Raw genomic sequence first — 21,318 nt, 5'->3', positions numbered from 1 at the left:
GCCATTGCGCGGGCCTGCACACCCACGACTGCTCCGGCTTCCCGAAGACAGTAGCGGATGGTAGGGAGCCCCTCTGACATGGGCAAGCCCTACCGTCCTAAAGACCACTATTTCCAGAAAGCCAAGCAGGAGGGCCTGCGGGCTCGCTCCGCCTTCAAGGTGGACGAGCTCATCAAGCGCTTCCCCATGGTGAAGAAGGGCCACGTGGTCCTCGACCTGGGGGCCGCGCCCGGAGGGTTCCTCCAGATTCTCGCGGAGGCCGTGGGCACGTCGGGCCAGGTGATTGGCGTGGACATCGTCGCCATCCGTCCCTTCATGCAGCGGCACGTGCGCACCGCGGTGCTGGACGTGCTCGCGGACGACTTCGACGCGAAGCTGACGGCGCTGCATGACGGTCCGTTCGACGCCGTGATTTCCGACATGGCGCCGAAGACGAGCGGCATCAAGGCCACCGACGAGGCGCGCAGTCTGCGGCTGGCGGGCAAGGCGCTGGAGCTGGCCGCGACGCGCGGTCGGCCGGGCTCGTCCTTCGTGGCGAAGGTGTTCATGGGGGGCGACTTCGAGGACTTCCGCAACCAGGTGCGCGCCCTCTTCGAGGAGGTGAAGGTGGTTCGCCCAGAAGCAACGCGCGGCGCCAGCATGGAGGTCTATCTGGTGGGCCTGCGTCTCAAGGCGCCGGGGGGCGAGGCGGGAGCGACACCCACTTCCTGAGGAGCATTGTGGAACGCTCGGTCGGCCTCATGTGTCTAGAGTGCCGACCATGCACCACACCCTCCGGACCTGGACATCCGCTGTCGCGCTGGCGCTCTTGTCCCTGTTGCTGCTCGCCACGCCCGTGGCCCGAGCGGCGCAGGCCAAGGCGCTCTCTTCGTGGAAGGACATCGACGCGCTGGTGTCGAACCAGAAGGTGGAGGCCGCCGCGCAGGCCGCGGAGGCCCGCCTCAATCAGGCGCGCAACGGCGCGGACGAGTCCGAGTGGACGCGCGCGCTGATTCGCACCGTGCAGCTGCGCTCGGCGCTGCACGGCTACGAGACGACGGTGCGCTTCCTTCGCGAGCAGCCCTGGCCGAAGGGGGCGCTGGCTCGCGCGACGCTGAACCTCTACTACGCCAACGCGCTCGTCACCTATGCGCAGGTGTACAGCTGGGAGGTGCGCAAGCGCGAGCTGGTGGCGTCCACGGGGCCGGTGGACCTGAAGGCGTGGACGTACGAGCAGATCCTCACCGAGGCGCAGCGCGCGTACGAGGACGTCTGGAAGCAGCGGCAGTCGCTGGGCGCGGAGCCGGTGAAGGTGCTGTCCGAGTACGTCGAGCCGAACACCTATCCCGCGGGCATCCGCTCCACGCTGCGCGACGCCGTCTCGTACCTGTGGGTGGGGCTGTTGGCGGACAGCACGCACTGGCGGGCGGAGCAGGCCAACGAGGTGTTCCGGTTGGACCTGGGCTCGCTGCTGGAGGGCTCTCCCACGGTGGACCTGACGGATGCCAACATCCACCCGTTGGTGAAGGTGGCCGCGGTGCTGGGGGATTTGGAGGCGTGGCACCGGACGGGCGGGCGGCGTGAGGCGGCGCTGGAGGCGCGGATGCGGCGCTACGAGGTGCTGTTCCAGCACTTCTCCGAGGCGGAGGACCGCGCGCGCATCCGTCAGCACCTGGCCGCGTACCTGAATGCGTTCCGGGATGTGCCCTGGTGGTCCATGGGGCAGGGCCTGCTCGCGGAGCAGGAGAACGCAGCGGGCCACGCGGTGCGCGCGCATGGTCTGGCGAAGGCCTGCATGCAGGCCTACCCGAAGTCGCTGGGGGCCTCGCGTTGCCGCACGCTGGCGGAGTCGCTGGAGGCGCCGGATTTCCGCGTCACCTCCATGCAATCGGATGGCGCGGACCGCCGCTCCATCGAGGTGACCCACCGCAACGTGCCGGTGCTCTACTTCCGCGCGTTCGTGCTCGACGTCGAGGCGCGGCTGAAGAAGGTGGAGGACTACAACGTCCTGCCCTACGGCGACGAGCTGATGCGCTACGTCCGGGGCCGCAAGCCCGCGGCGACGTGGTCCACGCAGCTCCCCGCGACGCCCGACTTCCAACTGCACCGCACCTACGTCACGCCTCCGCTGAAGGAGAAGGGCACGTACGTCATCATGTCCTCCGCGCACGAGGACTTCCGCGAGAAGGGCAACCGCATCGAGGCCACCTTCCTGGCCGTGACGCCGTGGGTGGCCCTCACCCGGAACGCGGAGGGCACGTCGGTGGAGGCGCGCATCCTGATGGGCGAGACGGGCAAGCCCGCCTCGGAAGTGTTGGTGAGGCTCATCCAGATGGACTACCGCTCGGGCTTCCGCGAGGCGGCCCGTGCCCGGACCAACCCCCAGGGCGACGTGTCCTTTCCCGCGCTGCCGGGACAGGGCTATCGCACGTACCTGATGGTGGTGGGCGAGGGACGCGGGGCCTTGCTGCTTCCCAATGGCCTGGCCTTCTACAACCGCGTCTCGCCCAGCGAGCAGACGTCATCCCTGGTCTTCACGGACCGGAGCGTCTACCGGCCGTTGCAGAAGGTGCAGTGGAAGGTGGTGGCCTACTCGGGGCGAGGAGACCAGGCGCGCTACCAGACGCAGGGGCAGCAGGGCCTGGTGGTGAGGTTGATCGACCCGAACCACCAGGAGGTGGAGCGGCGTCAGGTGCGCACCAATGACTTCGGCTCCGTGGCGGGCGAGTTCACCGTCCCCACCGGCCGACTGCTGGGCGTGTGGACGGTGCAGGTGGAGTCCGGGGGCTCATCCTCGATTCGCGTGGAGGAGTACAAGCGGCCGACCTTCGAGGTGACGCTGAAGGACCCGGACGCGCCGCTGCGGTTGAACCGCCCGGCCACCTTCAAGGGCGAGGCGCGCTACTACTTCGGGCTGCCCGTGGCGTCGGGCACGGTGCGCTGGCGCGCGTACCGTGAGCCGGTGCTGCCCTGGTGGTGGTGGTACGACTCCAGCTTCATCTCGCGGCAGCGGCAGCTCGTGGCCGCGGGCTCGTCGTCGGTGGAGGAGGATGGCGGCTTCAAGGTGACCTTCACCCCGGAGGCGGATGAGCGCTCCGCGCGTACGCCGGGCCTCACGTGGCGCTACCTCGTGGAGGCGGATGCCACGGACGAAGGGGGCGAGACGCGCTCGGCCAGTCGGGGCTTCCGCCTGGGGTTCGTCGCGGTGGAGGCGCGCGTGGACACGGACACGGGCTTCCTGCGCGAAGGCACGCAGGCCGAGGTCCAGTTGGTGCGCTCCACGCTGAACGGCGCGCCGCAGCCCGGTGCGGGACGCTGGCGACTGGTGGCGTTGAAGCAGCCCGCGCAGCCGTTGATGCCGGCGGATGAGCCGCAGCCCAAGCCTCCGTTCATGGAGGCGGACCCGGACGCGGTGAGCACGCCGACTCCGGGCGATGCGCTCCAGCCGAGGTGGCTGCAGAACTACAATCCGCAGTCCGTGCTGGCGCGCTGGGCGGATGGCGCGGAGCAGACGAAGGGCACCGTACAGCACGGCGCGGACGGCGTCGCCCGCGTGAAGCTGCCGTCGCTGAAGGCGGGCGCCTACCGGCTGCACTACGAGACGACGGACGCCTTCGGGCAGCCGTTCACCGTGGCGCGTGAGCTGCTCGTCGCGGGCGACCGCGCGCCCGTCTCGCTGGCGTCGACGCTGGTGGCGGAGAGGTCGAGCGTGCGCGTCGGTGAAGTGGCTCGCCTGCTGGCCATCTCCGGCTTCGAGGGCCAGCCGATGCTGCTGGACCTGTATCAGGGGGACACGCGCGTCCTGCGCAAGTCGCTGGTGGGCGGCCAGACGCCCGCGGTGGTGGAGGTGCCGGTGACGGAGGCGCTGCGTGGAGGTTTTACCGCCGTGCTGACGCTCGTGCGCGACTGGCAGTGGGTCCGCTTCTCCGAGAACGTGTTTGTCCCGTGGGACAACAAGGAGCTGAGCCTGGAGTTCGCCACCTTCCGCGACAAGATCCGCCCGGGCGCGAAGGAGACCTTCCGCGTGACGGTGAAGGGCCCCAAAGGCGCGAAGGTGGAGGCGGGCGCGGCCGAGCTGCTCGCGTATATGTACGACCAGTCGTTGGACCTGTTCGCGCCGCACTCGCCGCCGAGTGTCTCGTCGCTCTACCCGCCGCGCATGTCATCGGTGGATCTCCAGTCGTCCCTGGCGGTGGGACAGACGCAGTGGCTCGTGTCCCATGGCTACGGCGCGGTCTACCAGTGGGAGCCCCCGTCGTCGGACCGACTCAAGTTCGAGGACAACTACGGCCTGGGTGGCCCCGGGTACAGGCGCTACCGGAATGGGAACACCCGGTCCATGGAGTCCTTCGGCGGTGTCTCCGCGCCGCGTCCCGCGCCGGTGGCTCGCTCTGAATCGAGGGCGATGCGGGAGTCCGATGCGGCGCCGCCGCCTCCTCCTGGCGCGCCGCCGATGGAGGAGAAGGCCAAGGCCTCGGACAAGCTGCAGGCTCAGGCTGGCGGCCCCGCGCAGGCCGAGGCCGCCCCGGCCGCGCTGCGCTCCAACTTCGCCGAGACGGCGTTCTGGGTGCCGCAGCTCCTCACGGGGGCTGACGGGTCCGCGACGTTGGAGTTCACCGTGCCGGACTCGGTGACGGCGTGGAGCGTGTGGGTCCACGGCCTGACGCGTGACCTGGAAGGTGGCTCGGTGCAGCGCACCACCCGCAGCGTGAAGGAGTTGATGGTGCGGCCCTACGTGCCGCGCTTCCTGCGCGAGGGAGACCGCGCGGTGCTGGAGGTGGTGGTGAACAATGCGTCGGAGCAGGCGCGTCAGGGCACGCTCACGCTGGACATCATCGACCCGGAGACGAAGAAGAGCCTGCTGTCGGAGTTCGGAGTGAAGGGAGCGTCGCAGAACTTCACGGTGGCGCCGGGGAAGGGGACGAACCTGCGCTTCCCGCTCACCACGCCCGCGCGCGTGGGCACCGTGGCCTTCCGCGTGGAGGCCCGTGCGGGCAACTTGAGCGATGGCGAGCTGCGGCCGTTGCCCGTGCTGCCAGGCCGCATGCATCTGGCGCAGTCGCGCTTCGTCACGTTGAAGGGGCCCGGCTCCAAGACGATGCGCTTCGACGACTTGAAGAAGGGGGGAGACCCGACGCGAGTGAACGAGCAGCTCGTCGTCACCGTGGATACGCAGTTGTTCTACGCGGCGCTCCAGTCGCTGCCGTACCTGGTGAACTACCCCTACGAGTGCTCGGAGCAGACGCTCAACCGCTTCGTGTCCTCCGGCATCCTCGCCAGTCTCTACGCGAAGTATCCGGCCGTGGCGAAGATGGCGAAGGAGATGAGCCAGCGTCCCACGCGCTTCGAGACGTGGGACTCGGTGGACCCGAACCGGAAGATGACGCTGGAGGAGACGCCCTGGCTGGAGATGGCCAAGGGCGGCGCGGATTCGGACCAGGACCTGGTGAAGGTGTTGGACCCGAAGGTGGCCCGCGCGGAGCGCGACGCGGCCATGGGCAAGCTGCGCAAGGCGCAGACGTCCAGCGGTGGTTTCCCCTGGTGGCCGGGTGGTCCGCCGTCACCGTACATGACGCTCTACATCGTCCACGGCCTGTCGCGCGCCATGGAGTACGGAGTGGAGGTGCCGCAGGACATGACGCGCGACGCGTGGGGCTACCTGGCCCGGCACTACCGCGAGGAGTACGCGCCGAAGCTGGCGAAGAAGGGCCAGAGCTGGGAGTTCATCACCTTCCTCAACTACGTGGCCTCCGCATACCCGGATGCGAGCTACACGGGCGAGGCGCTGACCGCGGACGAGCGCAAGGAGATGCTCGCGTTCAGCTTCACGCATTGGAAGAAGCACTCGCCCTATCTCAAGGGCTACCTGGCGCTGACGCTGAAGCGCGCGGGACGCCAGACGGATGCGCTGAAGGTCTGGGACAGTGTGATGGACTCGGCGAAGACGACGGAGGAGCTGGGCACGTACTGGGCCCCCGAGGACCGGAGCTGGCTCTGGTACAACGACACCACGGAGACGCAGGCCTTCGCCCTGCGCGTGCTGACGGAGCTGAAGCCGAAGGACGAGCGGCGTGAGGGGCTGGTGCAGTGGTTGCTCCTCGACAAGAAGCTCAACCACTGGAAGTCCACGCGCGCCACGGCCGAGGCGCTCTACGCGCTGGTGAAATACCTGGAGGCGGAAGGCGCGCTGGGCATCCGTGAGGACGCGAAGGTGACGGTGGGCCCGCGCGTGGTCCAGATGGAGTTCGCTCCGGACGTGTACACGGGGAAGAAGAACCAGGTGGTGGTGCCGGGGCCGGAGCTCCAGCCGGAGACGATGAGCTCCGTGGTGGTGGAGAAGACGACGAAGGGCTTCGCCTTCGCCTCGGCCACGTGGCACTTCTCCACGGAAAAGCTGCCGGACGAGGACCGGGGAGACTTCTTCCAGGTCTCCCGTCGCTACTTCCGCCGCGAACGCGAGGGCCGCGAGGCCGTGCTCCAGCCGCTCGCCGAAGGGACGGTGCTCAATCCAGGTGATGAGGTGGAGGTGCAGATTTCGCTGCGCACGAAGCACGCGGCGGAGTACGTCCACTTGAGAGACCCACGCGCGGCGGGCCTGGAGCCGGAGAACGCGCAGTCCCGCCACAAGTATGACCTGGGCATCGTCTGGTACGAGGAGACGCGCGACTCGGGCACCAACTTCTTCTTCGAGTGGCTGCCCGCGGGTGAGTACACCTTCAAGTACCGGGTGCGCGCGAACATGGCGGGCACCTTCCGTGTGGGGCCGGCCACCGTGCAGTCCATGTACGCGCCGGAGTTCACCGCGTACTCGACGGGCGCGATGCTCACCGTGGGGCCGGCGAAGTAGCGAGGACGCAGCGGCGGCAGGCGGAGTTTCGATTCAGGGCCCGACTCGGATGCACGAGCGGGCCCTGGTCGTTTTCGGGGGGCGCGTCACACCCTGGCTTTGCTTCGACGCGGTGGCTCGCGCTTCGTCTGCCTCGGCGGGTGCGGAGGAGGGAAGGGCAAGCCCGGTATGCATGTGCCCCCTACGGCAAGGAGAAGGGCTCGTGCTCACTCGCCGCAGGTGGCGGCGTCGTCGGTGGGGTGGAGCGTGGCGATGCCGTAGGTGCCGTTGCGCGTGCCGCACCAGACCTGCCAGCGCGTGCCGCCCAGGTCCTTCGCGCTGTAGACGCCGCCTTCCTTCTTCGCGCCGTCACGGGCGCAGCACCGTGCGAAGGCCCGCGTGCCAATCGACATCAGGCCCACCGCGTCCGGTGATTCGGAGAAGCCGCCAATTCGCTTCTCCCCACAAGACCAGGGAGCCACGCCCTGGAACCGGATGAGGTACTGGTCCTGCGTCTTCGCGGAGCCGCCGCGCGCCGGGCCGCCGTAGCAGAGCTTTCCCTCGGCCTCGAGCTGCGCATAACGCGGCAGGAAGTGCAGGCCGCCGATGGGGCCTCGGTCCCAATCATCTCCGCAGAACACGTGCGTGAAGGCGTTGCGCGGGCCCGTGCTCACCCACAGGCTGGTCAGCCAGTCGATGTTCGCCTGCTTCTTGCCCGGACGCCCCGCCGCGGACAGGGCCAGTTGGAGGCGCGGGTCATCGTAGTAACGGGTGATGAAGCGCCGCACGTCGTTCGCGCTCACGCTCACATCCGGGCGCGCGGGGCACAACGCGAGCACTTCCTTGTCCATCGCGGACAGCGTGGGGCGCTTGTCGAAGAGCGGCTTCCTGGAGCACGTCGTCGCGCAGCCCGTGGCGGCCTTCCACGTCACCGCCACCGTCGAGGGGGGCGCGCTCGCGGCCGGGGCAGCTCCCTCGTAACGCGGGGCCGCGCCGCTGGGCGCAGAGACGACGACGGGCTCGGCACTCTCCTCGTCCGACTCATCCGCGCGGGCCGCGAACATCTGCTCGCGTGCCTTCGCGCGCTGCGCCGCGTCCGCCCGGTCCGCCGCCGCCAGCAACGTCGAACTCGGCGCCGCCTGCACCGTGGTCTCCTGGGCGCCCTCGCACAACACCCAGCCCTCGGTGGAGACGCCGCGCAGCTTGCACCAGGCCCTGCCGGGTCCGCCCTTCTTGAGCAGGGGATATGTCGTCCCGGCCTCCACCGTGAAGACGACCTTGGACGACTCCGGCTGCTCCACCGCGTCCACGGAGACGTCGGACACGAACGCGCCGGGACCCGCCAGCGCGGGAAGGGCGGTCAGCAGCAGGCCGAGGCTCAGGGCGGGAAAACGCATGGCGCGTGACTCTATCCCAATCCCACCCCGCCCCTCGAAACAGGGGCGGGTGGAGGGCTCCTCGGGCTCCAGGGACGGAGGGCCGCCCCCGGGAATTCACGCCAGCTTGACGCGGGCGGCCTTCAACTTGCCCACCTGCACGGTGTACTCGCCGGGGCCCAGGTCCGCCTTGACGTCCTGAACCTTCTCGCCGTTCACCTTGACGCCACCCTGGGTGATCATCTTCCGCCCCTCGGTCGACGAGGCCACCAGCTTCGCCTCGGCCAGCAACTTCGTCACCGGCATCGTCGCCGCGCCGGCCAAGGACAGCTCCACCTGAGGCAACTCATCCGCTGAGAGCTCCTTCTTGGCGAAGCGCTTCTCGAAGTCCTCCTCCGCCTTGCGGCCCGCCTCGGCGCCGTGGAATCGCGCCGTCATCTCCCGCGCGAAGCCCACCTTGGCGGCCTTGGGGTGCACCTCGCCGCAGGCGACCTTGGCCTGCAGCTCCCCCAGCTCGGTGAGCGTCAGAGACGACAGGAGCTGGTAGTAGCGCCACATCAGGTCGTCGGTGATGCTCATCAGCTTGCCGAACATCATGTCCGGCGCCTCGCTGACGCCCACGTAGTTGTCCAGGCTCTTGGACATCTTGTCGCCGACGATCTTGCCGTCGACGAGCGTCGCGTTGAGGCCCTCCAGGATGGGGCCCGTCATGATGACCTGGGGCGCCAGGTTCTCCTCGCGCATCAGTTGCCGGCCCACCAGCAGGTTGAAGAGCTGGTCCGTCGCGCCCAGCTCCACGTCCGACTTCAGCGCCACGGAGTCGTAGCCCTGCAGGAGCGGGTAGAGCATCTCGTGGATGGCGATGGAGACCTGCTCCCGGAAGCGCTTCTTGAAGTCGTCCCGCTCCAGCATCCGCTGCAGCGAGTAGCGCGACGCCAGGCGGATCATCCCCTCGGTGCCGAGCTTGTCCAACCACTCGGAGTTGAAGCGCACCGTCGTCTTCGCCTCGTCGAGCACCTTGAAGACCTGCTGCTTGTACGTCTCCGCGTTGGCCTTCACCTCGTCGCGGGTGAGGGCGGGGCGCGTGGCGTTGCGGCCCGTGGGGTCTCCAATCAGCGCGGTGAAGTCGCCGATGAGGAACACCACCGAGTGCCCGAAGTCCTGGAAGCGGCGCATGCGCGTGAGCAGCAGCGAGTGCCCCAGGTGCAGGTCCGGCCGGCTCGGGTCGAACCCCGCCTTGATGACCAGGGGCTTGCCCGAGTCATACGAGTACTTGAGCTTCTTCTTCAGGTCCTCGGGCGAGTGGAGATCCACCGTGCCTCGGGTGACTTCTTCGAACTGCTCCTCGGGGGTCGCCTTGCGCAGCGCGTCCGGATTCATGGGCGGCGGACCTTAGCCGAAAGCGGGCCTGCGCGAACGGCCCTTCCACCGCGACTTTCAGGTGCCCGGAAGGTGCACTCGGACACGCTCGATGCTCTTGCCGCGTCCGGAGGCATCGTCGATGTCCACCACCACACCCTGGAGATAGACGAGCCGCTCGGCGACTTCATAGGGCGCGTGCTTCTGCCCCAGGAACCGCGCCAGGGACTGCTCCTTCTTCATCCCGATGACCGAGTCGAGCGGGCCGCACATGCCCACGTCGGTGATGAAGGCCGTGCCGCCGGGGAGGATGCGCTCATCCGCCGTCTGCACGTGGGTATGGGTGCCCACGACGACGGACACCCGCCCGTCCAGGTGCGCCCCCATGGCGTTCTTCTCGCTGGAGGCCTCGCAGTGCATGTCCACGAGGATGCACGGCGTGCGCGCGCGCAATTCCTCCACCAGCCCCTGCACCACCTCGAAGGGGTTGTCGTGCGCGCGCATGAAGACGCGGCCCTCCAGGTTGATGACGCCCAGCGCGCGCCCGTCCGGGAGCGTCACCACGCCATGGCCTCGTCCTGGAGTGTCCTTGGGGTAGTTGGCCGGCCGCAGCAGCTTGTCCGGATGGGCCGTCACCCAGGGGATGATGGCCTTCTTGGACCAGAAGTGGTTGCCGCTGGTCAGCAGATTCACTCCCGCGGAGAGCAGGGTGTCGGCCGTCTCCGGAGAGATGCCGGCACCCTGGTCGCTGTTCTCCGCGTTGGCGATGGTGATGTCCACGCCATGGGTGGCCTTCAGACGTGGCAGGAGCGCTCGGACGGCCTGAAGCCCCGGACGACCCACCACGTCTCCCATGAACAGGACCTTCACGTATTCAGGAAGCTCGGCCACGTACTCGGGAAGTTCGCCTCGCGGGACAGGCCGCGGCAGGACTCGGACTCCGTGACGATGAGGTCCATGTCCACGTCGTCCCCTGTCGTAGGCAGGGACTCGACGAGCTGATCACTGAAGGCCAACCCCACCCGGCGACTGCGATCATCCGCCGAGCGCAGGGTGGCGTCGTAGTAGCCGCCTCCGCGTCCCAGGCGCTTGCCGTCCCGAGTGAAGCCCAGACCGGGAACGACGAAGAGGTGGATATCCTTCACATCGACCAGGTCCGCGCTGTTTGTCGGCTCCCGGACACCCAGCCGCCCAGGCTCCAGCTCCGCCTCGGACTTGATGGCCCGGAAGGAGAGGATGCGCCCGTGCACATGGGACAGCGGGTAACAGACGATCTTCCCGTCTTGCAGCGCCGCGATGAGGATGTCCCGAGTGGGCACCTCACCCCTGATGGGCGCGTAGAGCGCCACTGTCTTCGCATTTTGGTAATACTGGGTCGCCAGGAACCGAGACTGCACCTTGAGACCCCGCGAATCGACGATTTCAGGCGTCATCGCCTTGCGGCGCGCCGTCAATTCGTCTCGCTGAGTCTGCTTCCTCGCCGCCGCCGCCTCTTCCACCACAGTCTCGCTCACCGCCGCCGCTCCGCAGAAAAAGTCCCCCGCCGCATGGCCGTGTGCCCAGCGTCCATTGAACCCTAAAAGCCAGGTGGGGACCGAAATCATGCCTCCGCAGGCTTCCCTCATCCCTCGTGAGAGGGGAGGGCTTGCACATGGAAGCCGAAACGGACCCCGGAACGGACGTATCGGTTCGAATTTCTGCTGAGCATCACGCGCCCCGCAGGGGACAGCCCTTGAAACAAAGCTACAGTGCCACCAAGGCCTCGAAATAACTGAGAAATCTCGCGACCACCTTCTGAAATGATAAGGATGGGAAGCGTCGCGGTCAAGGCATCCTCGCGCGTTTACAAGGCAAGCACGGCCCCCCTATGATGGGAGCCCCCCACACCCCGCACATGCCGCTCTCGCTTCTAAACAAGGCACTCGTGACGGCTCTTTCCGTCACCTCCGGCCTCGCCTGGGCGGGACCGAAGCTCGCAGGCCCCTATGTGGGGGATACCTACGGGCAGGTCGACCTGCACATGGAGGGCGAGCGCCTGGTTGGCACGTCCGCCGGTTCTGGAGGTGGCTGCAAGTTCCCTCCGGGCACCGAGGTCCTCTCCGGTGAGTTCCAGGGCAACGTCCTGGTCGCCACGATGCAGGTGTGCCTGTCCGGGGTGCCTGAGTGCGTGGGCGCCCGGAGCTTCCCGGTGCTGGCCATCTACAACCCGCAGACCTCGGTGCTCACCGGGCGCTTCCGGCTCCCGTCGGGGTGTCACTCGCCCGGCTTGAAGGACTCGCAGCTGCTCCTGCGGGGCCAGGGTGGGGTGCCGGACGAGCGGGAGGACGAGGCGCTGAAGGAGTCCGCGACCGAGGCCGAGGAGGGCGAGCCGGAGCCCGCCGCCGCGCCGGCGGCAGAGGCCGCCGCGGCACCCAAGGGCGGCGCGGAGGCAAAGGCCGCCCAGGCCCAGCCCCCCATGGTGACGACGGGCCATGTGAGCGAGGGGCTCAAGTGGCTCGCGTTGAGCAAGTGGGAGATTGCCCGCCCGCGCTTCGAGGCCGCGCTCAAGGAAGATGGGCGCAGCGTGGATGCGCTGGTGGGAATGGCCGCCTGCAGCCTGGGGGCGAACAACGCCAGCAAGGCGCTGGAGTGGCTGGGCCGGATTTCGCCGGTGCCCGCTGGACGTCCGGATGTCTACGCGTGGCAGGCGTACGCGCACAACATGGTGGGCAACAAGGGCCGCGTCGCGCCCCTGCTGAGAAGGGCGCTGGACCAGGGCTGGACGCCCGAGGAGCCCAAGGCCTGGGAGCGCGCGCTGGTGAATGCGCTGGGGAGTGACATCGAGCAGGTGAAGAACCGCAAGCGCGCGCCGGTGGGATCCGGAAGCACGAGCCCGTGACTCAGACGCCCTCGCCCCCCAAGACCCAGCGGGTCTTCGGCCACTACGAGATTCTCTCCGTGCTGGGCAAGGGCGGCATGGCGGAGGTGTACCGGGCGCGGGTGTTGTCCGGGTCTCGCGAGGGTTGGACCGTCGCGCTCAAGCGGCTCTTGCCGGCGCTGACGGCGGATCCCGAGTCGGTGTCGCTGTTCTCGCGCGAGGCGCAGCTCTCCAAGCAACTGCACCACCCCAACATCGTGACGGTGCTGGATGCTGGTGAGCTGGAGGGCATCTACTTCATCGTCATGGAGCTGGTGGATGGCCGGGACCTTGGCCAGATTCTCCGCCGCTGCAAGGTGCGAGGAATCCCCCTGCCGTTGGACTTCGCGGTGTACCTGGGCAAGGTGCTGCTGGAGGCGCTCGCATACGCGCACGCCGCCACCGGACCGCAGGGTGAGCCGCTGGGCATCGTCCACTGTGACGTGTCCCCCTCCAACCTCTTCATCTCCCGCGTGGGGGAGATCAAGCTGGGCGACTTCGGCGTCTCCCGTGTGCTCGTCGACGGCAAGCTCCAGGAGGGCGAGGTGCTGGGCAAGCCGTACTACCTCTCTCCGGAGTCGCTGCTCGGCCAGGTGAGTCCAGAGGCCGACCTCTGGGCGGCGACGGTGGTGCTCTACGAGCTGTTGACGCTGGAGCGCCCCTTCACCGGCGCCACGCCGGACGAGGTGTTCCAGGCCATCCGCTCCCGGCGCTACCGGCCGTTGCGCGAGCTGCGCCCGGACGTCCCGGAGGCGCTCGAGGACGTGGTTCGACGCGCCTTCTCGGAGCGCCCCGAGGACCGCTTCACCTCCGCCGAGTCCTTCGCCCAGGCGCTCGCGCCGCACTACGACGAGCGCGTGGGGACGCCCCTGGCCATCGCCGCCGTGGTGCGAGGCCTGTTCGGCGCCAGTGACGAAGCGCCCGCGAGCACGCCTCCGGCGGCGCCCACCGGCACCTCGCGCGTGGAGTAGACGAGCGGGCACGTGCCTGCCCGGTGCGTCGCGTCCCCCAGTCCCCTCCGGCCAGGGGGATGGCGAGATTTCCTGTCGAGCGCGCAGGTCCGCGCCCCCGAGGAATCGCCATGGCCACCCAGCCTCAGCCACCGAAGCCCCAGCCCGAAGAGCCCGCCCCCGAGCGCAAGGCGCGCGAGGACCTGCCCCAGCGGCTTCCTCCCAAGCCGGAGGAACCTCGCGAGGATGGAATGCCGGGCTACGGACAGCCGGACGAAGAGGTCCGGGAGAAGTCACTCCCCGACCAGCATTGGTAGGGGTTCTTCGTCCGGGTCGTCTCCCGGGGTGACGCGCACGGAGTTCTTTTCGAAGCCGTAGGGCGTGAGCCGTTCGCGCCAGGCCGTGAAGTCGCCGTCGGACAGGAGCCCGAAGGCGCTGAACCTTCCGGTGGCGCCCTCGTAGCGGTTGCGGTCCATCCGAAGGCCGGGGCGGGCGGTGTCGCGGCCCAGCTTCACGAAGCTGCGCATGTCCCGCAGCGTGTTGTCGAGGACCGTGAGATTCGTGACGACGAGAGGCTCATCCGCGGCCAGCCGCAGGCCCGAGTCCACGGTGCGCTCGATGAGGTTGCCGAGCACGCGCACCCCATGCGCCCTCGCGATGCGGATGCCCTGGCCGTTGCCCCGATTCGCGAAGTTGTAGATGTCCGTCACGACGTTGCCCTGCACCAGCACGTTGACGGGGGTGTCCACCAGGGCCAGCCCTCCGATGGAGATGCCGCGGCCGGCCTGGAAGACGAGGTTGCCGACAATCTGGATGTTCGTCGCGTCCTCGTGGACCAGCACCGCCTCGGCGGCGGACGTCGTGGCCTGCCACGGGTATCGCTCCAGGTTGGGGAAGCCGAAGAGCACGTTCTCGTGGATGGCGACGTCGTCGCAGGCCTTCACGTCGATGCCGTTCTCCCCGCAGTCGTACATCTGGTTGCGCTCGATGAAGACGGTGGACGGCCTGCCCAGGTTGGGCTGGCACTGCACTCCGTCACCCGAGGCATCGTGGATGTTGTTCTCCGTGATGAAGACTTCGCGTGAGACGCCCTTCACCGCGACGCCGTGGGAGTCGAGGCCCGTCCTGGAGAAGTCGAATATCGAATTGCCGTCGATGAGCACCCGGCTCGCGTCACTGACGACGACGCCTCCGCCCGCCCTGCCTCCATGGAGCACGGAGTCGGTCAGCTGCGAGCACGTGGTGCTGTCCTCGAAGAGCGCGGCGAAGGAGGGGCGCTCCTCCACGTCCACCTCGACGGCCTGGACAATCCAGTAGGGCTGGCTCACCACCAGCAAGCTGCCCACGTCGGTGGAGGAGGGGACGATGCGGGGGCGGCGGTACTGCTCTCCACGCAGGACGATGGGCGCCGTGGCCGTGCCGGGGCGCGCCTTCAGCGGATTGATGGCGACCTGCTCGGGATAGGTCCCCTCGCGGACCTGGATGACGTAACCCGGCTGCGCCACCTTCACCGCCGCCATGATGGTGAAGAAGGGGTTGGCCACGGAGCCCAGCGGGGCCTCGAAATCCCGCGGTCCGGTGTTCGCGACGTACAGCGTGGGCCCTTGCGCATCGTCCGCGGAGGGGCAGCGCTGCCGGAAACGCTCCTCCGCGTTGAGCGGCGTCATCTGCTCCTCCCACAGCACCGAGCCCCCGGCAGTGGTGCTCGTGCTCGCGTCACCTGGATGTGACAGGGCTCGCGTTGAGCCCGACTCCGTGGACTCGGGCCGCGCGTCATCGCCACCGCGCTCCTGAGGGCTGGGGCCGCATGCCAGCGCGAGCCCGTACACGAGCACCGCGAACCGATTCCTCAAAAACCCCAGCCCCTTCGAACCCTGACCCATGTGCAGCCCCCCTCGGGTGTGTCGGCAGTGGGGGAGATGCTTTCCACCGGAGGTGGCTTCATCAAGCGCTCATGCCCCCAAGGGGGACGCGGCATTCACAGGAGGATGCTCGGGGTTCGGCGGGCGCGGCCTTCCGTCAAGTGCACCCGGCGTACGTAGCGGCGCGGGCCGGAACGGGCTTCAGCCCGCGAGGGCGCGAACCCGGGGGAGGTGATGACGGAGTGCGTCGACGACGCGGCGCACATCGTCCTCGCGGGTGTCGGGCCCCAGGCTGAAGCGGAGGCTTCCACGCGCCTGGGCCGCGGACAGGCCCATGGCTCGGAGCACGTGCGAGGGGGTCAACGTTCCGGACGCGCAGGCCGCGCCCATCGACACGCAGATGCCATCCAGGTCCAACGCGATGAGCAGCGCCTCGCCCTCCGCGCCGTCGAAGCGCAGGTTGCTGGTGTTGGGCACGCGGGGCACCCCCGCACCGTTCACCGTCACGCCCGTCACCGCCTCCAGCACCGCGCGCTCGAAGTCGTCCCGCAGCGCGCCGACTCGCGCCTCCAACGCGGGCTGCTCCCGCGTCGCCAGCTCCAACGCGAGCGCGAGCGCCTCCGCGTAGGGGATGTTCTGCGTTCCCCCCCGCCGGCCCCCTTCCTGGTGTCCGGGCGTGAGGGCCCGCACGTCCACGCCCTTGCGCACCACCAGCACGCCCACGCCCGCGGGCCCGCCGAACTTGTGCGCCGACAACGAGAGCAGGTCCGCGTCCACCTCGCGCAGCGACAGCGGCACCTTGCCCGCCACCTGCACCGCGTCCGTGTGGAAGAGCACGCCCTGCTTGCGGCACGCCCGAGCGACTTCCGCCACGGGCTGCACCACGCCCGTCTCGTTGTTGGCCCACATCAGCGAGCACAGCGCCGTGTCCGGCGTCAGCGCCGCGAGCACGTCCTCCACGCGCACGCGGCCCTCCGGACCGGGCTCCACGCGCACCACCTGCGCGCCTTCCCGCTCGAGCTGCGCCGCCGCGCCCAGCAGGGCAGGGTGCTCGATGGTGGAGGTCACCACTCGTCGTCGCTCCGGCGAGGGACGCGCATGCCACGCGCCCACCAGGGCCAGCGCGTCCGCCTCGCTGCCCGACGCGGTGAACGTCACTTCCTTCGGCTCGCAGCCCAGCACCCGCGCCACCCGGGCTCGCGCGGCGTCCAGCCGGGCCCGGGCCTCACGTCCGGCGGCGTGCACGCTGGAGGCATTGCCATGGCCACCGTGCACGAGCGCGCGCGCCAGCTCAGTCAGGACTTCCGAGCGCACCGGCGCGGCGGCGTTGTAGTCCCAGTAGATCACGAGTCCTGCGCGGAGAGCAGCGACACGGGCCGCTCGTCCGAGACGCCGAACGCCTCCAGGAAGCGACTCACCAGCTCACGCTTGAGCGCCTTGCGCTGCGCGGCCTTGCCCGACAGCGGAAGCCTCGCGCCCGCCATGCTGCCGTGGCCTCCGGACGAGCCGCCGTAGTCCTCGAAGATTTCGCGGATGAGCCGGCCCGCGTTCATCCGCCGGTCCTTCACGCGCAGGCTGAAGTAGAGCTGGTTGCGGTACGTGCCGAAGGCCAGCGACCACTTCGTGCCCTCCAGGAACATCAGCCGCTCGGCGACCTCCGCCACCATGTCCGGGGAGTAGACCTCCTCCAGGTCGGTGACGATGGCGGTGCCGTAGACTTTCGCCCGCTCGAAGGCCGTGTGGTAGAGCTGGAAGTAGCGCGCCGGCAGCTCCGGGTGCTCGATCTGCGCGAGCATCGACTTGTCCATGCGCGGGAACAGCCACAGGTAGCTGTCGATGTCCGTCTGGGTCGTCTCGCGGCCCAAGTCCCGCGTGTCCGCCTTGATTCCGTAGAACAGCGCGGTGGCCACTTCGACGGAGGGCTCCACGCGCGCGGCGCGCAGGTACTCCACCAGCATCGTGGACGTCGCTCCAAAGTCACCGCCCACGTCCGCGAAGGGCGACGCCAGGCTCTCCTCACGCAGCGGGTGGTGGTCCACCACGAGGTGCGCCTCCAGCCGCGCGGGCAGCGAGTGGTTGCCCACCTTCGGCTGCGTATCCACCAGGCCGAAGAGGTCGTACTCGTCGAAGTCGATCTGCGACACGTGCGAAATCGGCAGCCGCAGCACCTTCACGAAGGCGATGTTCTCCGCCCGGCCGATGATGCCCCCGTAGCCCACGTGGGCCTCCACGTCCGCTCGGCGCTCCAGCAGGTGGGCGAGTGCCACCGCGGCGGCCAGCGAGTCCGGGTCCGGGTTGTCGTGCGTGAGGATGAGCGCCTTGCGGTGCCCCTTGGCCACCTGGAGCAGCCGGTCCAGCTTGTCGCGAGCGGACAGCTGGGCCAGGCGTGGTGGCGGAGGCTCCGTCAGCTCGCCCCCGAGGGTTGCCTGGGCACGGCGGCTGTTGAAGGACTGGGTCACGGGCATGGAGAGTCTTCTTTACTTCCTCCGGCCTCGGGTTTCGAGATGCCGGATGTTGTCTGCTCGACATCGAGGGCGCGGTGTCACCCGCACACCAATGGTGCAAACGCCCCCTCCGACGTTCACGGAGGGGCGGAAGGCCGTGTGCCCGGACGCCTTCCTGCCCCCTTGGGTTCCAACTTGAGGAGGTCCAACTAGTTGTTGATGGCCTTGTACTTGCGGCCGAGGTCCCTGAAGTACTTCACCCCGTTGTCGAGCGAGTTCTCCATGGCGTCCATCAGCACCGTGCGGAACTGCGCCACGGGGCCGCGGAAGCACTCGTAGTAGCGCTGCCGGTCGATGGAGTGGATGACGGCGGGCATGTAGCCGTTGCGCAGCAGGATGAGGTTGCTGCACATGCGCCCCACCTTCCCGCTGTGCTCGGTGAAGGGGAAGATCTGCAGGAAGCTGTGCTGCACGGTGGCGGCCTGCTTTATCGGATGGAACTCGCGGAACTCGGCGCTGGCCGTGTAGTCCACGAGCTTCTCCAGCGCCGGTTGGATCTTCACGGGCTGGTGGATGTCGTGGAAGTACGTGCGGTGCAGCGGCATGTCCTTGCGCAGTCCCGAGCGCTCGCGCTCCTTGGCGAGCTCCTTCTCCGTGCGCTCCCGTCGCTCCATGCGCGCGCGCTCGGCCAGTGCCTCCGGGGTGTTCCCCAGGAAGAGGTCGTGCATCCGCTTGATGGTGGTGAGGGTGATCTGCGCCTGCTTCTTGGCGCCCGCGGCTTCTTCGCGAAGGAAGTCGCAGACCGCCTTGTGATTCCGAATCTCAAGCACCACCGGAATCATGGAGGCCTCGGCGCTGGCCCGTCCGGGGAACAGCGCCGCCTTCAGTTCCTGATGGGTGTAGACCACGCCTTCCAGCGCGGCGTCGTGGTAGATCCACGACATCTCGAACTGCTCGAGGAACTCACGCGCGGGCTGCTTGTCCTTGTAGATGTCGAGGTACTCGCGCAGCGCCTCGTTCTTCTCGTCGATGTCCTGGTAGCGTTCCTTCACGGACTGCGGCTCCTTCTTGCGTCGTATCTTCGCGAGCGAAGACCGAAGCGTGCGGCCGAGCGATACAACGGCATGCGGATTCTAGAAATTCCGCACGGTTGTAACAACGAAATCCACTAGAGATTGACGAGGAAGACCTCGCACGCCTGGTCGAGCAGGTCCTTGGACAGGGCCGGCGGTATCTGCCGGTACCGGGCCGCGTCCTTGATGAGCCCCACCAAATCGCGGGGATGGCACGCGCGAAGCTGCATCGTCCGGGGCTTGTAGTAGTGCTCGACAAGGTACGTGACGGCCTGGTCCACATAGGGGATGCCCGCCGCCTCGCACACCCGGCGGAAGATCTCCCGGTAGGACTCTTCGTCGGGATTGCCCACCTCGATTTTGTACTTGATGCGGCGCAGGAACGCCTCGTCGACCAGCTCCTTGGGGTCCAAATTCGTGGAAAAGACGAGAAGCTGATCAAACGGGATTTCGAACTTCTTGCCGGTGTGGAGGGTGAGGAAGTCCACCCGCTTTTCGAGGGGAACGATCCACCGGTTGAGAAGGTCTGTCGGGTGGACCTTCTGGCGGCCGAAGTCGTCGATGAGGAGCATGCCGCCGTTGGCCTTCACCTGGAACGGGGCTTCGTAGAAGCGGGTGCTCTCCGAGTAGATGAGGTCCAGCGTCTCCAGCGTGAGCTCGCCACCGACGACGACGGCGGGGCGGCGGCAGAGCATCCACCGGTTGTCCATCTCGAAGGACTGCCGGCGGCCGGACGCATCTCCGCCCATCTCCAGCTTGACGGGGGTGTGGATGAGGTGGTCGTGCACCTGGATGATCTGATTGCCGATCTCCAGGCAGTGCGGCACGAAGACCTCGCCGCCGAACATGTGTGAGACGGCCTCCGCGAGGCTCGTCTTGCCGTTGCCAGGGGGACCGTAGAGGAAGAGCGAGCGCCCGGAGTTCACCGCGGGGCCCAGCTTGTCCATCAGCTCCGCGGGGACGGTGAGGTGGCTGAGCGCCATCACCAGCTCCTCCTGGCTGACGACGGGCGTCTCCTCGGTCTGGCTGGTGATGAGCGCGTTGTACTGCTCAATCGGCACGGGTGCGGGGCCCACGTACGTCGTGCGGGTGAGCGCGTCGCGCGCGTACTCGCGGCCCTTCTCCGTGAGGATGAACTCCACGGAGGCGCGGCCGAAGCCCTTGCCGCCACGCAGGTCCACCAGCTTCTCCGTGGCGATGAAGTCCACCACGTGCTCGATGACGCCCGACCACGGCAGGCGCATCTCGTCCGCGATGACCATGCCGGTGCCGGTGCCGGTGTAATAGAGGAACTTCAGCGCGATGTCCGCGAGCAGTCCCATCTTGAGCCCCGTCTCCTCCACCGACTTCGGCTCGGCGGGAGCGATGTCGAGGATGGACGGGTTCTCGAGCTTGAACGGATTGTCGTCGTAGGCGTGTCCGGCGGGAGCCATCGGGGCCCTTTCTAGCCCAAAACCCGTCCTGGGAGGGCAGAAGGGATGGTCATTCCCGGGAGACCCGAGGGGCGAGGAGGCAGGCTCCCCACCCCGGGGGCGCCGGAGACCCGGCGCGTAGGGGCATCAGTCGACGTAGGTGAGCCACTCGGCGTAGCGCGGCTCCTGGCCCCGGACGGTGCGGAAGTACATCTCCTGCACGAAGGTGCCGATGGGGCCGGGCTTGCCGGTGCCGACGGCGCGGTCGTCCACTTCGCGCACGGGGGTGATTTCCGCGGCGGTGCCGGTGAAGAAGATCTCGTTGGAGATGTAGAGCGCGTCGCGGGTGAAGGTGACCTCCTCCACGGCGCGGCCGCTGTCGCGCAGAATCTTCAGGACGGTGTCGCGGGTGATGCCGTCGAGGATGGGCGAGGAGAGGGGCGGCGTCTTGATGATGCCCTTCTTGTTCACCATGAAGAGGTTCTCGCCGGACGCTTCCGCCACGAAGCCGCTGATGTCCAGGAGGATGGCCTCGTCGTAGCCCGCCATCACCACCTCGCGCTTGGCGAGGATGGAGTTGACGTACTGGCCGGAAATCTTGCCGCGCACCATGTTGACGTTGACGTGCATGCGCGTGAAGGAACTCACCTTGGCGCGGATGCCCTCGCGGATGCCCTTGTCGCCCAGGTACGCGCCCCAATCCCACGCCGTCACGGCCACGCGTGTGGGGTTCACCGCGCCCAGGCCCATGGCGCCGTCGCCCATGAAGGCCACCGGCCGCAGGTACGCGCCGTTGGCGAACTGCGCCTTCTGCTTGCGCAAGAGGTCCAGGCACGCCTCGACGAGCTCGTCCTCGGAGTACGGCATCTTCAACATGATGATGTGCGCCGAGTCGAGCAGCCGGCGGATGTGCTCGCGCAGGCGGAACACCGCGAGCCGGCCATCATGCGTCTTGTAGGCGCGGATGCCCTCGAAGACGCCCAGCCCGTAGTGGAGGGCGTGCGTCATCACATGCACCTGGCCCTCGTCCCATTTCACCAATTTGCCGTCGAGCCATATCTGGTCGGCACGCAAAACACTGGTCGAGGTCGAGCTCATGCGGGGGTTCCTTCGGCCTGTAAGAAGTGGGACTGCCCGCCCC

The 21,318-nt window shown here is 68.2% G+C and carries 15 protein-coding genes and 1 other RNA gene; 5 read left to right on the top strand and 11 right to left on the bottom strand.

Translation table 11 applies throughout. From position 1 onward, the window contains the following. The first annotated feature begins 57 nt into the window (after window positions 1-57). Both G4D83_RS15970 and G4D83_RS15965 read left to right on the top strand, forming a co-directional pair. On the top strand, window positions 58-711 hold the full coding sequence (locus tag G4D83_RS15970) for an SAM-dependent methyltransferase (protein WP_163865617.1): 654 nt from the start codon (window positions 58-60) through the stop codon (window positions 709-711). Between the two features lie 49 nt (window positions 712-760). Continuing rightward, a complete protein-coding gene (locus tag G4D83_RS15965) occupies window positions 761-6,826 on the top strand; it encodes an alpha-2-macroglobulin family protein (protein WP_163865616.1) in 6,066 nt (2,021 codons plus the stop codon). Between the two features lie 206 nt (window positions 6,827-7,032). On the opposite strand, the gene G4D83_RS15960 is transcribed toward G4D83_RS15965, so the two are convergent. From G4D83_RS15960 to ssrS, 5 genes are all read right to left on the bottom strand, one after another. Beyond that, window positions 7,033-8,202, bottom strand: a complete 1,170-nt coding sequence (locus G4D83_RS15960; protein WP_163865615.1) for an EndoU domain-containing protein — start codon at window positions 8,200-8,202, stop codon at window positions 7,033-7,035. Window positions 8,203-8,298: 96 nt separating this feature from the next. Beyond that, window positions 8,299-9,561 (bottom strand): tyrosine--tRNA ligase, encoded by a 1,263-nt coding sequence (tyrS, locus tag G4D83_RS15955; RefSeq protein ID WP_163865614.1) that lies wholly within the window; start codon window positions 9,559-9,561, stop codon window positions 8,299-8,301. A gap of 57 nt (window positions 9,562-9,618) precedes the next feature. After that, complete coding sequence (locus tag G4D83_RS15950) at window positions 9,619-10,410, bottom strand: TIGR00282 family metallophosphoesterase (RefSeq protein WP_163865866.1); 792 nt, start codon at window positions 10,408-10,410, stop codon at window positions 9,619-9,621. After that, the gene (locus tag G4D83_RS15945; protein WP_163865613.1) at window positions 10,407-11,054 is read right to left on the bottom strand and encodes a 5-formyltetrahydrofolate cyclo-ligase; all 648 of its coding nucleotides are present in this window, start codon (window positions 11,052-11,054) and stop codon (window positions 10,407-10,409) included. The genes G4D83_RS15950 and G4D83_RS15945 overlap by 4 nt, the downstream gene beginning before the upstream one ends. 19 nt (window positions 11,055-11,073) lie before the next feature. Beyond that, a non-coding RNA gene (gene ssrS / locus G4D83_RS15940) (6S RNA) lies at window positions 11,074-11,268 on the bottom strand. A gap of 196 nt (window positions 11,269-11,464) precedes the next feature. Here ssrS and G4D83_RS15935 point away from each other — a divergent pair. From G4D83_RS15935 to G4D83_RS15925, 3 genes are all read left to right on the top strand, one after another. Further along, window positions 11,465-12,418: a tetratricopeptide repeat protein gene (locus G4D83_RS15935; protein ID WP_163865612.1), complete on the top strand. Its 954-nt coding sequence runs from the start codon at window positions 11,465-11,467 to the stop codon at window positions 12,416-12,418. Beyond that, window positions 12,415-13,407 carry a serine/threonine-protein kinase gene (locus tag G4D83_RS15930; RefSeq protein WP_163865611.1) on the top strand — a complete coding sequence of 331 codons (993 nt, stop codon included), beginning with the start codon at window positions 12,415-12,417 and terminating at the stop codon, window positions 13,405-13,407. Before G4D83_RS15935 ends, G4D83_RS15930 begins: the two co-directional genes overlap by 4 nt. 110 nt (window positions 13,408-13,517) lie before the next feature. Next, complete coding sequence (locus tag G4D83_RS15925) at window positions 13,518-13,703, top strand: hypothetical protein (protein ID WP_163865610.1); 186 nt, start codon at window positions 13,518-13,520, stop codon at window positions 13,701-13,703. On the opposite strand, the gene G4D83_RS15920 is transcribed toward G4D83_RS15925, so the two are convergent. From G4D83_RS15920 to G4D83_RS15895, 6 genes are all read right to left on the bottom strand, one after another. Continuing rightward, complete coding sequence (locus tag G4D83_RS15920; protein WP_163865609.1) at window positions 13,680-15,269, bottom strand: right-handed parallel beta-helix repeat-containing protein; 1,590 nt, start codon at window positions 15,267-15,269, stop codon at window positions 13,680-13,682. The genes G4D83_RS15925 and G4D83_RS15920 overlap by 24 nt on opposite strands. Window positions 15,270-15,449: 180 nt before the next feature. Then, on the bottom strand, window positions 15,450-16,595 hold the full coding sequence (locus G4D83_RS15915) for a cysteine desulfurase family protein (RefSeq protein WP_163865608.1): 1,146 nt from the start codon (window positions 16,593-16,595) through the stop codon (window positions 15,450-15,452). Next, window positions 16,592-17,713 (bottom strand): DHH family phosphoesterase, encoded by a 1,122-nt coding sequence (locus tag G4D83_RS15910; protein ID WP_163865607.1) that lies wholly within the window; start codon window positions 17,711-17,713, stop codon window positions 16,592-16,594. The genes G4D83_RS15915 and G4D83_RS15910 overlap by 4 nt, the downstream gene beginning before the upstream one ends. A gap of 188 nt (window positions 17,714-17,901) precedes the next feature. Continuing rightward, the gene (locus G4D83_RS15905; RefSeq protein WP_163865606.1) at window positions 17,902-18,744 is read right to left on the bottom strand and encodes a Fic family protein; all 843 of its coding nucleotides are present in this window, start codon (window positions 18,742-18,744) and stop codon (window positions 17,902-17,904) included. Between the two features lie 116 nt (window positions 18,745-18,860). Next, complete coding sequence (locus G4D83_RS15900) at window positions 18,861-20,198, bottom strand: AAA family ATPase (protein ID WP_163865605.1); 1,338 nt, start codon at window positions 20,196-20,198, stop codon at window positions 18,861-18,863. A gap of 126 nt (window positions 20,199-20,324) precedes the next feature. Continuing rightward, entirely contained in the window at window positions 20,325-21,275 is a 951-nt protein-coding gene (locus G4D83_RS15895) for a branched-chain amino acid transaminase (protein WP_163865604.1), read from the bottom strand. Window positions 21,276-21,318 lie beyond the last annotated feature (43 nt).

It is taken from the genome of Myxococcus eversor, from assembly GCF_010894455.1.
Taxonomy (GTDB): Bacteria; Myxococcota; Myxococcia; order Myxococcales; family Myxococcaceae; genus Myxococcus; species Myxococcus eversor.
The sequence above is the reverse complement of the archived record's forward strand: the minus strand, read 5'-3'. Positions and strand labels throughout refer to the sequence as shown.

Excerpts from the sequence above, each read along its gene's own strand:
- G4D83_RS15970 (WP_163865617.1), top strand. The coding sequence starts at position 58 with ATGGTAGGGAGCCCCTCTGACATGGGCAAGCCCTACCGTCCTAAAGAC.
- G4D83_RS15965 (WP_163865616.1), top strand. The coding sequence starts at position 761 with ATGCACCACACCCTCCGGACCTGGACATCCGCTGTCGCGCTGGCGCTC.
- G4D83_RS15960 (WP_163865615.1), bottom strand. The coding sequence starts at position 8,202 with ATGCGTTTTCCCGCCCTGAGCCTCGGCCTGCTGCTGACCGCCCTTCCC.
- tyrS (WP_163865614.1), bottom strand. The coding sequence starts at position 9,561 with ATGAATCCGGACGCGCTGCGCAAGGCGACCCCCGAGGAGCAGTTCGAA.
- G4D83_RS15925 (WP_163865610.1), top strand. The coding sequence starts at position 13,518 with ATGGCCACCCAGCCTCAGCCACCGAAGCCCCAGCCCGAAGAGCCCGCC.
- G4D83_RS15920 (WP_163865609.1), bottom strand. The coding sequence starts at position 15,269 with ATGGGTCAGGGTTCGAAGGGGCTGGGGTTTTTGAGGAATCGGTTCGCG.
- G4D83_RS15910 (WP_163865607.1), bottom strand. The coding sequence starts at position 17,713 with ATGCCCGTGACCCAGTCCTTCAACAGCCGCCGTGCCCAGGCAACCCTC.
- G4D83_RS15900 (WP_163865605.1), bottom strand. The coding sequence starts at position 20,198 with ATGGCTCCCGCCGGACACGCCTACGACGACAATCCGTTCAAGCTCGAG.
- G4D83_RS15895 (WP_163865604.1), bottom strand. The coding sequence starts at position 21,275 with ATGAGCTCGACCTCGACCAGTGTTTTGCGTGCCGACCAGATATGGCTC.